Raw genomic sequence first — 12,960 nt, 5'->3', positions numbered from 1 at the left:
ACCATTGAATGATCAAAATTCAATCAACTGGATATTCTTTTACTACTTGTGGCGGGATTTGAATGAAATAAGGTTCCGAGAGGCCTCTAGAGGTTGTTTTTAGGGCAAACAAACTTCCAGACAAAGGACTAAGCTGCAATTGTTGATCATTAAGTCCCATTCGTGCTGAAGTAATATAATATAAAGAGTTGAGAGATCTTGATCACCCAAAGCCACCCTAGGGTCGAGGAATAGGCAATTTTATCGAATTAATCTTTTTAAAAATGAAAGTAAAGAAAGGTCGTACTCCCATAGGCCATGATGCTAGCTACAGAGGTTAAAAACAAGGTATTGCCGTATACCCAGCGTAACACGCCTATTGAAATAGACTCTTCAACGGTAGCAAAACGCACAAGCCATTGCGGTGATGGAATTAACGCAATCAATACGCCTATTATTAATGTCGCTAAATCATGATCAGCAAATAAAACGGCCAGAGGCTGGCTAGTAGGCAGTGATTGAGGGACTACGCCTAACATGCGCCCCATAAACTTCCACGCATACTCCAGTGAACTTGCTCGAAACAATACCCACGCGTTTATAATAATAAAAAGAGTGAATAGTCTTTTCATCCAATTTGGAATAGTAGGGACCCATCCGCGTGCTGAACAAAATTTTTCTATTGTGAGAAAAAAACCATAGTAAGCGCCCCACACAATAAAAGTCCATGAGGCCCCATGCCAAAATCCCGAAATTAAAAATACAATCCATAAATTAAGGTACATACGCCAAGGTTGGACTCGATTTCCGCCAAGAGGAATATAGAGGTAAAGCCGCATCCAGTTGGAGAGCGTCATGTGCCAGCGCTGCCAAAACTCGGTTACACTTTTGGCAAGGTAAGGTTGATTGAAATTTTCTGGGAACTTAAATCCTACGATTCTAGCCAAGCCTATGGCCATGTCCGAATAGCCGGAAAAATCGAAATAAATTTGAATAGTGTAAGCAATGGCTCCTATCCAAACATCATAAACGGGTAAACTTCCAGGAGCCAGGGCAAAAACAGTATTTGCTATTTCACCGCAAGGGTCAGCAATCAATACTTTTTTCCCTAATCCGCAAGTAAAACGAAACATCCCAGCTAAAAAATCTTCGCTGCTGTGTAAGCGTAGTCTAATTTGTTGGTTAATTTCCTGATAACGAACAATAGGACCTGCAATTAACTGTGGAAAAAAAAGGATATAGACCAATGCATCAACGAATGAGGCTGGAGGAGCGGTTCGATGTTTATACAGGTCAACCATAAAACTAATTTTATGGAAGGCAATAAATGAGATTCCCAAAGGGAGTGCTACTGGGTACCATGAAGGTTTGGAGATACCCGTTAAATGGAATAGCGGCTCAAATTGGTCAATGAAAAAATTAGCGTATTTAAAAAATAACAGCGCTGCGACATTGAGTAGAATAGCAAGAATTAGCGCCCCTTTTTTCAGTTGTTCACTGCGATTGGGATTGGACAATACCTTTTTAATGATTAGATAATCTATCCAGGTTCCAGCAATGACATACTCAATAAAAATAGGATCCCCCCAAGCAAAAAAAACCACACTAAATACTACAATGAGCATATTGCGTAATCGTATACCCGGCATCAAAAAATAAAAAATCAAAAATAACGGCAGAAAAAGCAGAAGAAAAAAAGGAGAGTTAAATAACATCGTTTTCTCCTCGGCTAATTTTTTGTAAGCGTCTCATTGTTCGCTCCCTGCAAAGACAAATTCATGAATGCAACAGCAAGTTGTCGAGGATCTCCGGTATTGCTAAATTCTTGTTTTCGATGATTCCAATCGTTGTAGATAAACTCTAAAACATTAACTCCCTTTTGAGTCACTATTTTTAAGCGCCTATCTACCTGTTGTTGCTTATTGATTTCTTGAGAGGGAAAGTAAAGGATATCCTTTCCATTCAGTCGAACAGTTACCGCTTGCTTAGGCGACATCCCATTTTTAAAGCCAAATGTTAATAATAGCTGTCGAGCAGAATCAGGCAGTTGAGGATCAACATAAAATCGGATTTTTGTTTCTGGACCTAAGCCCCAGCACCAGTTTTCTTTGCCATTGCTTTCCATTGCACTTAATCCCTCCACGTCTAAATTTTCATAAGATTCATTTGAAAATAAATCAATCGTATTGATGGGCTGACTGGCTGGTTCTTCTTGATGAAAGGGACTTTGATGATTTGCGATTTTTCTTCCGGTACCCGTTATTTGCGCATGATGCAAAACGAGATCTAAAGGCTGAGTGTTGCTGGATAAGGTTATTTCTGTTAACAACGGATCGGATAACTGTGATTGCATAGTATTGGGCACTAATAGCTTGAGGGTTTGACGACCTGGATGGATGTTGAGAGAGTGAATGGGCTGTCCATCAATCGAAAAAGTCAGTGCATGGGGCCCTTTTTCTTTCGTGGATCGGTTTTCGATATCGAGTAACAATTGGGTGGTTTCACCGCTTTGGTTTGTTCTTATCACAAAATTTGCTGACTTACTTGTCGTACGCCACCCATTATTGCCGATGGCTTCCCAGCCACTTGTCAGAAAATTTCTTGGATTCATTGCCCCATCATTGAGTTCTGGCAATAATTTATTTAATAAAAACCAAGTTGCACCGTATTCCATATTGTTAATGCCGTTAGCATCGCGAACCACATTGGCATCATAGACTTCTAAGATGACCAATTCTTTTTTCAATAGCTCAGGTAAAACCCGCTCCCTATCAAACGAAGTCTGCTTACTCTTTCCATTGAGCAGCACTATTTGGCGAGATTGGAAATAAGAATAGAACGTTAACCAATTTGGTTTCCAACTTAAAAGCGGAAGCGCTTTTGTAAGCGTATAAATGATATGTTCTGAAAAACTGTCTCCTACGATGGCAATTTTGTACTCGCGGCTGCTCTTTGGGGTGGATTTCGGCGAGATTATTGGAAAAGGAGCTTTTCCAATAATCGTTTCTTTAGAAAAGAGATTCAGAATTTCAGCAATGTCTCTATCTTGCCACTTAGCTTTCTCGTAGGAAACATGCGAACAATCAATGTCAAAAAAAGGCTGTCCAGTTAAAGCCTCCGCTTTGTGTAAAATTTCATTGGTTACAAGGCAACTTGCCCAAAAGCTCCAATGAAAACTCGTGTCAGTAAAGAAAGGCCATGCGGAATTTAATTTTTTCTCAGAGAAAATACGCTGGATATTAAGCACATTAACGCCATTTTCCGCTAAAACATCACCATAATTCAACACCTTATTCCGAATAATGTCAGGAGGAGCTATAAGATAGGAAGCGACATACTCTGGATAGACTTGTACCTTCGAAGGTGCTAGGACAACGAGTAATTTTACACCATAATGATCAAACAAATTTTGCAGCACATGCAACCGACGCGCTGCACGTTGGTAATGGGGGCGAAAAGCCTCATAATGAATCACATCATTGTTTAATCGAACGATCGTATCCATTGGGTAATAGCCAAATTGTGCCGCCCTGAGGTAGTTTTTCTGAGGATTTATTCGGAATAAATGATGCATTGCTTCGTTATAAGAAAGAATCAAAAAAGAACGCAATCCTCCCAGTTTTTGCAGGAAAAACTGCTCCCCAAAAGACTGCCATTCTCGATTAAAAAATCCTTTCACGCGTTGCGACGGACGAGCAACGGGTTTCGTATTTTCATTGACTGAAAAAGAATCAAAGAGTTTAGCTTGAGTGGATACTACGATCAGAGGAGCGCACAGTATTACCATGTAAAAAAATACAATGAGTCGTTGAACATTATTAGAGGATTTTTTTTGCATTAAAGTTTCCAATAAATCGACCTCGGGCTGCCATGCACTGTGTAACATTCAAGCAAATGATTTTAAATTCAGCTTATTAGCGCTTACTTAATGGGTTAATCCATTCTAGTCTATGGGCGGCAAGAATATCCGATATTTAATCTCTTTTCTAGGTTGCAGCGGCCCCCAGAGATAAGCAGAATATGGCATCCGACTACATTTTGGAAAATTTCTAGACATCATGATTGATTATTTGGATTACACTTTAATTAATATGTCCTCTTAATGCAGTAGGTGTTCAGGTAAGTTAGGGAGAAAATCATGCATTTATCTAAAGGGATACCGGCACTTTTTTTAACTCTCTGGATTTCTTCACCGCATGCAGCAATCGACATGGTGGTCTGGCAATGCAATTCCCGTGATCTTACTGAGAAAAACTTCATGGCTTACAGTAGCAGCGAATGGTCTTCTATGCGCAATGCAATGACATTATGCAAAAAAGAGAGTAAGCGCCCAAGAACATGCAGAGTCACTCGAGAGGATTGCGATGCGTTGGTTAATGGGCAATCCATCCGCCCATGGTGGCAATGCAAAGCAATGGATAGTCTCGGTTATATTTGGATCGGCAGTTACTTTCGAGTAGCAGATAACGCCATTCTAGAGGCGAAAGAGCGATGTTACTCCTTTAGCGCTGTGCCTGCCACCTGTTTTACTAGTTTTTTCACTTGCAAAAAGCTAGGCCCATTTTAAGGGTTATCATCCAGGTCGCGCTGACTGTGCTGAAAAAAAGTCGTTTCCTCTATACCCCATAATAATTCTATGATAAATAACAGGGAGGACTTTTTATATTAGGTTAGGGATAATCTTATGCCAAGGCACGTGTTAAAGTTAAACCCCCTCATTGCTGCTTTAACGGTATTCTGTGCAGAAGCATGGAGTCATGAGGTTACTCTGCTTTCCCCTTCAGCCAAACCTTGGACTAATCGTTATACTACCCAGGGTCTAGCCGGCGGTCAAAGCCAGCTCTCAGGATTTGTGGATGCCATGGTGCCTGTTTTTGGCACGGGGAACAAGCTATGGTTTGTTGATGGCAGCTTTTTCGCCGGTGAGAGGAATAATCATGTCTTGAGTCTTGGCGCTGGCGCACGCCATCTGCTTAGTTGGGGGAATAATGGCGCTATCCTGGGTGGATACTTATTTGCAGACAATCAGCATATCAAAAAACACGGTCAAGCCTGGCTATTAAATCCTGGAATAGAACTTTTATTCAACAATTATGAGCTGCGCGTTCAAGGGTATTTCCCGGTCGAGAAACGTCAGCATATTTATGCTACTCTGATGGCCTCCCAGCTTCCTCAATCGTACTTAAACTACACAAGGCAAAGTGTGAAATACCTTGCTTTGGGTAAAGGTCATAGCTGGGTAGACACCCCCGTGGGTTTAACCACCCAGATTGGCAATGGCGGAGAAGCAGAGGCAGGGGTCTATATCCCTTTGTTGAAAGGCGGATGGTTACGTGGCGGAGGGTATTATTTTGACTTTCCTAATGCGAGAAAAGTAAGTGGTGTGCAAGCTAACGTTGAAATTTATTTCAATCGCAATGCCTCAATCCTCTTACAAAATAATTATGATAATCAAAATAAAAATCGCTTTTCCGTTGGCTTACGCTACAGTTTTGGCGGCCCAGACCACACGCAAGTTAACCAAATAAGCAACCGCATGGAAGAGCCGATTATTCGGCACCAAGCACGTCAATCCTATGGATTGGTCACACCTGTTAGAGAAGCGTTCGTACCGACAGGGGCTACCTTTGATTTAGCTTCTAACGTTTGGTTTTTCAGCCCTTTAGGAATGAATCAAGCCTTCGTTGATTTCTCGAGTTGTACCGCAGACAATCCTTGCTCAGATCTTAGCCAAAGTGTAATCGATGGTATTAATTCAGCCGCTCCTAATGCGTCATTATGGCTTGCTACGGGGACTTATGCCTTACCTTCTACTACTGGTACAAATGGATTTATCTATCTATATAATGGTCAAAGCCTTTTTGGACGCACTTTTGATTTTTCCCAACCGGCTAGCGGAACCAACCGTCCTTTGATTGTAGGTGGTCTATGGTGGTTGGGCACAGGGGCTCTTGCAGATTTACAGGTTAACAATACGAATCAAGTTATCCCTGCCTTTATCACTGGAACAGGATACGATGCAGTAGCCGCAGTGGGAGCGAGAGGCAGTATACTTGCAAAAGATGTTGCGCTGTTTACTACCGGCACAGGGGCACCCAAAGTGTTTGGCCTCTATACGGGTGATAATGCGGTTGTCGATGCGTTAAGTATTAACGTCTCGGCAACACCAAGAGAAACAGCCAATTCAAGTGATGCTTATGGCATTCTTAGTCAAGATCAAGCCATCGCCTTAAATAGCATTATTTCGGTAACCAATCAAAATGCGGCCGGTAGCGCCTATGCAGTGAGTGGTAATAATGGCGTGGTAGTAGGCAGCTCATTCCTAAATGTCCAGGGATCGGGAGATATCTTCTATGCAGGCGTTTCTTCAGGGTTGGATTTGTTTCTGTATAATTCGGTAATACAGCAGACTGGAAAAGGCACACAGTATGGTCTTTATGGGCTTAATGATGTAACCGTCCTAAATTCGCTTATTGAGCTTTCGTCAAGTGATGACCCTATCGGTGTATTTGCACAAAACATTGCTAAAATTTTTAACAGCAACATTAGAATTACTGATACTGCGACGAAAATTTTCAACAATTATGCGGTCTCAGCGAACTCTATCTTCGCGTACAATTCTACCTTTAGTGTCATCTCTAATATAGGGCAAGCCTGGGGACTTTTTGCTCAAAATAATATTTTTGCTCAAGGGGTAGCTATTCTTGCCAGTAGTGGGGCAATTACTACGCTCGATACAGCACCGCAAAGTGCCATTGGCATCCTCAGTAATACAGGTTCAATTCAAGTTCTAGGCTCTCAGATATTTATCATTGGGAATGGCCAGCTATTTGGGGTGAGCAGCGGATCAGGCCCAGTAGGACTGTCTGCTACCAATATAAGTGTGACTTCAAGCAACTCAGGCTCAGTGGTGATGACCGGAGTATCTTCTCTCAATAATAACGTTGCGTTAGAAAACTCTTCTATTAAGATGTCGGGTTCATCGGCAAATAATATCCTTGGTGTCCAAGGTCAAACGCTGCAGTTATTAGATTCTTCTATTCAGGCTAATTCAAATGGAGCATCCAGTCTGCTTGGGGCTTTTGCAACTGGAACAACAACGATCACCAATACATCCATTACCGCAACTGGTTCTACAACGAGTAGCATCATTGGTGTTCTAAATACTGCGCAGACCCAATTTAATAATTCTAATGTCACTGTTCAAGGTACTTCTTCTAGCATCACCGGTGTGAGTAGTTTAGCGGATCTTGTACTGAATAACTCCACTGTAAACGTGCTAGGTGAAGGAGTAACGATTAGTGGTGTCAGCGTCTCCAGTAATTTTAGTTTGGATAATTCAACAATTAAGGTAAATAGTACTGGTGAGGCACCATTGCTCTTAGTGGGCATTAATGGCTCAACCCTCGTTGGCAGCACTACGGGAAGTCTATTAAATTCATCGGTTAATGTTAGCGGAAATGTAAGTGGTTTAGGGGCTTATGGTATGTTACTCAATGGTCCTGTAGGGGCTAATGTTATCACTACGTTGAATGGCTCCTCAATTGACGTTGCAAACACCAATAGCACTCCCGGTACAATTGCTTCCGGTATCACAGCACTGACCTCCACTAATGAAATTGATTTCACGGGTAATGCCAGCTCCATCACTGTAACAGGACAGACCGCATCGGCGATCAGCTTAACACCCGGCGTGGTTAATAATCAAAGTACACCGCCTTCCTCTTGTACAGTAAACGGGGTAACGAATCCCTGTTCTTAAGTGACCAAGAATTGACAAAATCACTCGGGTTGTCGCCTTGCGGCAACCACGTTCTTCAATTAAATCACTCGGGTATCAGCTAACGCGACTAGCTTCCATTGATTACATTCGCCTCTTAATCAAATCTTCAATTCGCTCATTGTTAGCAAGAATTTTGACTTTATTGCTATCAAACCATATTTAATTTGATTAATTTGTTCAAATTTAATATTTACTTAATGTTTTTTGGTTAGAGTTTATACGTTACTAAGCACTAATGAGGTATAAACGTGAGAGCGAGGACTGAAAATACGGCGTCAAAGAGTAAGGATCAGGACCAGAAAAGGTATCCAGGATTGTTTGCAGCAACCTTGGGGGTTATAAAGGCTGCATTAACCTCTAATGTGGATCAAAGTTATGAATACCAATTTCCACAACGCAAAATATTGCATGAAAAAGCGCCACCTCGTGTACAGGCCGTCAATCAGCATCTCGATAAAGAGGGAGTCGATTTACATCCAAACCACGTACCACATTTTGAACGAGGAACCCAGATAGAGGATCACCCTGGGGAGGGATATCAGCATAACTTGGAAAAACAAGCAAAGACCATAAAAAATGAGAAAAAAATTGCTAACTCTTTTCGAGAAGAACTCCAAGAGGAAGCTAAGAAAGGGGATCAAGCCGACCCACGAAAAATGACCTATGCTAAAGCAGGCTATTTAGCCCATACTCTCTTAGGCACAACAAAAGCCGCAATGAATCCCTATGTCATACACGAAGATGGACTGGGCATTGGCACTGTGCATGATTACCTTGATTTTCATCAAGAAATGAAAAACGGGTTAAAATTCTAATACGCTCTTAATATCAGAATCCCAATCTAAAAGGATTCTGATATTAAGGCCAGAGTAAAGGCGCCTATTAGAACCACATAAACTAAAAAGACCATTTATCACGCGTAAAGATCAACGACAATTCAAAATAGAATTATTTATGTTCAAAAATCAGCCGCATTTACCCTGTATTAATCCGATCCTTTTGGCTTTTTTTAATCAATTTGTGTTATGATTTCCCTGATTTTTATAGGGAGAATAGCGATGCGTACTTTTTTCTGTTCCCTTCTACCCAAAAAAGAGGAGCTCACTCCCTTTACCACGCAAGGGGAAGTTTTAGAAAAATATGGTCAAGGAGTAAATGATCAGGGTCAGGTAGTAGGAATGTGTCGGCCAATGAGCAATGCTTACTTGGACCTTCTTTTAAAAGGTAAAAAGCCTAAAGACTATTTAGCAGACGATAAAAAATTTTTAGCCTTGTCCATCGAAGAAGAAAATAGAGAATTGGAATCAGGCGAATCCGATGTCGACCATTTTGCCTTTAAAGAAAATAATATCCCACACTTCGATCTAACGATTGAAAAAAATGATTTAACAGAAAAAACCCTCACTGATTTATTAGAGGAAAATAACCATCTTTTAATCACCTATCCGCAGCCAAGTGCCGATCATGAAATTTATTTAGGGCGAAAAAATCAAGGCCGTTGCCGTTTTTTTGATGCCAACATAAAAGGGGGTGAACGAAAAGGTGGCTGCGACAAACTCATTGCTGAAGTGATTGACGTGATGAAATCGCAATACGTAGAGGAAGACAAACCTTTTAGGGTTGGGATGGGTAGAAGTGGATAGACATTGCCATGAAGTGAAGCCCTAATCTTTCATCCGCTAAGCGCTGAGGGATTTTGATTTATTTTTTTACAAAGCGCCTAAATTATTTAAGATAAACCAGGACTTTGGTTGTTATTAAAACGATTAAATTGTACAATATATTTTCACTAAGTGGAAATTTTTAATTGTTTATGCCTCGTATCTTTAATCACTATCCAAGCCCAAGCTTATTCAATCTTAGACATTTTCGTATTGCTTACGCGCTTTTACCACCCATTCGAAATCTCATAACGAATTCAGCCAGTCATGAGGCATTAAATATCGTGAGCGTTGCTTGTGGTACTGCGTTAGAGGTAGCAAGTTTAGAGCTCTTAGCGCGCTCAAGAGGAACTAAAGTGAATTATTTTGGCTGTGACATCAATCGAAACGATTTACGATTCAATACGCGTGTTTTACAACAAAAATCCCCGAGTGTTAAGCAGACTTATATTTCCTCTAATATGGCGAATGATCCCCCCATATCGGTGATATCCAATGCTCATGGTATCCTCTGGCGTCATCCGGAATTTTTAAGTGACCATGAAGAAATGCCTAAAGAGCTCATTTTAGACATGTGTCAAATTCTATGGCATGTTTTAGACAATAAGAATGAGAAAGCCCCACTCCTTATTACCTGTTATGATCCACATGAAATGATGCTGGTTTTAGAGATTGTGCATCAATTCTGTGAAGACAATTTAACTTATGACTTAACCATTGATCGACAACATGGGCGAGCATCCTGGCAAAATCCAACGATTGATTCCGAAGACTTAGACCCTTTATTCAATTTAAATCACCACGATCAATGTCAATTGTTGATTACTCAATGTCAACTTAAAAAATTCGTTCCTAACCATGAGACGCTTTTGACAGTCTTAGCGAAAGCATTTCACACCCTGTTGCCAAGAATACAAACGGGCTCGTCAAACACTCTAGCCCCTCTTTTACAGCACTTAAAGAAACCTAATCTTGACCTATTAAGAGAAGCTGTCTCTTATTTAAATAATCAAATACGAGAGGATACCGTACCCTTTATGAAAAGGGAGCAATTACTTATGTTATTAACAGCGTATTACGAACAACCCAAAGTTTGCAATTCACCCCCACTAAAAAATTTGTCCTGAAATAACTCAATTAATTTGATAAATGGTCAAAATAACCTTAGAATCCGGAAACTTTTATTTGCAGCGTGTGACTTATAATGTGGGTTTACAACATTCTTATCGCATTAACGTCTAAAGTGAAAGAAACAGAGCGCGAAAAAGCTGCTTCTTTCTTAGCGACTCTTATTTTGCAACTGAATGATCTATTTCCTAACTCCGTTCCTCCGCAAGTGTACTTAACACTTATTGATAAAATGTATAAAAAACATGAGCAGGCGAAAGACGGGTCAATCCCCCTGAAAGAATTCGCCTGCGATTTATTTGCTTTAGCCATTATTTTATCCAAAGCCACCGATGAAGATGCGATTTACATCGAAGATTTTAAGAGGATCCTTCACACGCCCGCTCAGCTACAAGCACTTGATTTTTCATTAGGCCTCTCAGTGATTACTCAAGCGAAAACATTAGAAAGAATAGAACTTATTAGAATAGATTACCAAGTTAAGCCTGATTTAGATCATATTTTAGAAATTCTCAAGCAACTCAATGATCTCAGTATCCATGTTGATTTGATTTCCTATTTTAGAAACCTCATAGTAGAAAGCGAGCTATTTGATCATTTTCTTAGTCAAGTGTACGCGCAATACCGGTGCCATTTAATACCCCCCACTGGCCAAACCAATTTCCCTTCCTTCAAAAGGAAATGCCCCGAAAAAGAAACGAATGATAATGCTTCGCTTTATAAAAAACCGCTGATCAATCAACACCCGTTTTTAATACGCCCACGAGTGAATCCTTCTCACTGCACACTGGCTAAACGCTATCTTTCTAGGAAAGAATTTATACAGCTTTCGCCTTTGGCTTTTTTTGAATCCCAATATTTGGTAAACGAGTCTCCATTATTACCACCAGCTTCCGAAGAATCGAGTGGTAAAAAAATAGATGATGGACCGAAAGCCTCAGGTTTATCAAGGATTTTTTAGCGCGTAAAATGTGAATGTTCGTTCGCTCTGCAATTTCATCTCAGTAAGACTGTGCGCTCATCTTAAGTGGGACCAAAAAACCTCCACTCTCTGGGCTAGGGAGTCCTATCAAGGAGATCCCTCACTACGTTCGGGACGACAAAACCTGTCATTAGGCTTAACAAAAGCTTGTCATCCTGAGCGAAAGCGAAGGATCTCCGCACTCTTGGTACGAATCCAGCAAGGAAATAAAGCAAAATCCCTTTATGCTTACCCTCTAAGCACGCGCTTGATAAAAATAACATCCATTAAATCCTTAAGAGTAATTATTCCATAGAGTTTACCCTGCTGAGTCACAATCAAACGTCTTATGGTATGGTTTCTCATGATTTCTAGCACTTTTGCCACATCGGTTTCAACATCAACAACATTCTCTTCTGAGCATTCAGACATCACCTGAATGATTTGAGTTTGAGGCCATTTTTCTTTCTCTATTTCACTGACTATGTCAAAAGAGATACTTCCGACTAATTTTCCATTTTGCACGACTGGATAGAGTTTGTGGTAGTAACGATAGAAATAATTTTCCACTAACTGTTGAAGCGTTAGTTCTGCTTCAACAGAGATTGGATCTTTTTTAACGTATTTTTTAATCGAATCTCCGCGGAATATTTCTTTAATAAAGAGTTCTTGATAGGACATCTTTGAGATGGATTGCAGGAAAAAACCAATTAAAATCATCCATAGACCACCGATGAGAGCACCTTGAATAAGCTGGATGATGCCAAGGAAAATCATACTAAAACCCAACCAAGTTCCACCCTGGGAAGCCACTCGCGTTGCCCATTTTAAATTATTGGACCACCACCACAGAATTGAACGAAATATCCGTCCTCCATCTAATGGAAAACCAGGAAGTAAATTAAAAACGGCGACAATAAAATTAATTATGCTTAAATAGTGCATTACACCACTAATCAAAATAGGCCAATTCATGTGAATACCGATTCGATAAAGCGTATAAAAAGCGACACCTAAACTAAGACTAAGCAAAGGGCCGGCCCCAGCCATTAGAAACTCTGCTTTAGGACTCGGGGGCTCTGTCTCCATCTTCGCTATGCCCCCAAAAATAAAAAGCTTAATTCCTGCGATAGGAATCCCATATAATCGCCCAACTAAGGAGTGACACAGCTCATGCAGAACGATTGATAAAAAAAGCCCTAATGAGCCAGTAACCCCCATAATCCAATAATACCCTTGGCTATACCCGGGAAATTTTATGGGGAAATAGCCATCAGCCAATGTCCAAGTAATAAGAATGGCCAAAAAAATCCAGGTCCAATCCAGTCTTATTTCAAACCCAAATAATTTGAATAAATAAAGCCCATCCTTTTTCGTGTTAAAGTCCATTTTAATGATTCATTCGTGGGGTAGTTCAAAGATCACTAGCAAAAATTGATCCATGAAGG

Annotated in this window: 9 protein-coding genes; 6 read left to right on the top strand and 3 right to left on the bottom strand. The window is 40.5% G+C overall.

Annotation, left to right across the window (positions count from 1 at the left end; all coding sequences use genetic code 11):
- Nucleotides 1-257: 257 nt before the first annotated feature.
- Both B5D33_RS13205 and B5D33_RS13200 read right to left on the bottom strand, forming a co-directional pair.
- Nucleotides 258-1,694, bottom strand: coding sequence for an MBOAT family O-acyltransferase (locus B5D33_RS13205; protein ID WP_058453089.1), 1,437 nt, complete (start codon nucleotides 1,692-1,694; stop codon nucleotides 258-260).
- Between the two features lie 14 nt (nucleotides 1,695-1,708).
- Nucleotides 1,709-3,817 carry an alginate O-acetyltransferase AlgX-related protein gene (locus B5D33_RS13200; RefSeq protein ID WP_160158650.1) on the bottom strand — a complete coding sequence of 703 codons (2,109 nt, stop codon included), beginning with the start codon at nucleotides 3,815-3,817 and terminating at the stop codon, nucleotides 1,709-1,711.
- Between the two features lie 300 nt (nucleotides 3,818-4,117).
- On the opposite strand from B5D33_RS13200, the gene B5D33_RS13195 reads away from it, so the two are divergent.
- From B5D33_RS13195 to B5D33_RS13170, 6 genes are all read left to right on the top strand, one after another.
- Nucleotides 4,118-4,546, top strand: coding sequence for a hypothetical protein (locus B5D33_RS13195; protein ID WP_058453087.1), 429 nt, complete (start codon nucleotides 4,118-4,120; stop codon nucleotides 4,544-4,546).
- 117 nt (nucleotides 4,547-4,663) lie between these two features.
- Nucleotides 4,664-7,741: a beta strand repeat-containing protein gene (locus B5D33_RS13190; protein WP_058453086.1), complete on the top strand. Its 3,078-nt coding sequence runs from the start codon at nucleotides 4,664-4,666 to the stop codon at nucleotides 7,739-7,741.
- Between the two features lie 269 nt (nucleotides 7,742-8,010).
- The gene (locus tag B5D33_RS13185; RefSeq protein ID WP_058453085.1) at nucleotides 8,011-8,577 is read left to right on the top strand and encodes a hypothetical protein; all 567 of its coding nucleotides are present in this window, start codon (nucleotides 8,011-8,013) and stop codon (nucleotides 8,575-8,577) included.
- A gap of 243 nt (nucleotides 8,578-8,820) precedes the next feature.
- Nucleotides 8,821-9,405 (top strand): hypothetical protein, encoded by a 585-nt coding sequence (locus B5D33_RS13180; protein WP_058453084.1) that lies wholly within the window; start codon nucleotides 8,821-8,823, stop codon nucleotides 9,403-9,405.
- A 170-nt stretch (nucleotides 9,406-9,575) separates the two neighbouring features.
- The gene (locus B5D33_RS13175; protein WP_058453083.1) at nucleotides 9,576-10,550 is read left to right on the top strand and encodes a hypothetical protein; all 975 of its coding nucleotides are present in this window, start codon (nucleotides 9,576-9,578) and stop codon (nucleotides 10,548-10,550) included.
- 77 nt (nucleotides 10,551-10,627) lie between these two features.
- Complete coding sequence (locus B5D33_RS13170; RefSeq protein WP_058453082.1) at nucleotides 10,628-11,512, top strand: hypothetical protein; 885 nt, start codon at nucleotides 10,628-10,630, stop codon at nucleotides 11,510-11,512.
- A gap of 249 nt (nucleotides 11,513-11,761) precedes the next feature.
- On the opposite strand, the gene B5D33_RS13165 is transcribed toward B5D33_RS13170, so the two are convergent.
- Nucleotides 11,762-12,901, bottom strand: a complete 1,140-nt coding sequence (locus tag B5D33_RS13165; RefSeq protein WP_058453081.1) for a site-2 protease family protein — start codon at nucleotides 12,899-12,901, stop codon at nucleotides 11,762-11,764.
- Nucleotides 12,902-12,960: the final 59 nt, after the last annotated feature.

This window comes from Legionella maceachernii, from assembly GCF_900167045.1.
Classification (GTDB): Bacteria; Pseudomonadota; Gammaproteobacteria; order Legionellales; family Legionellaceae; genus Tatlockia; species Tatlockia maceachernii.
The sequence above is the reverse complement of the archived record's forward strand: the minus strand, read 5'-3'. Positions and strand labels throughout refer to the sequence as shown.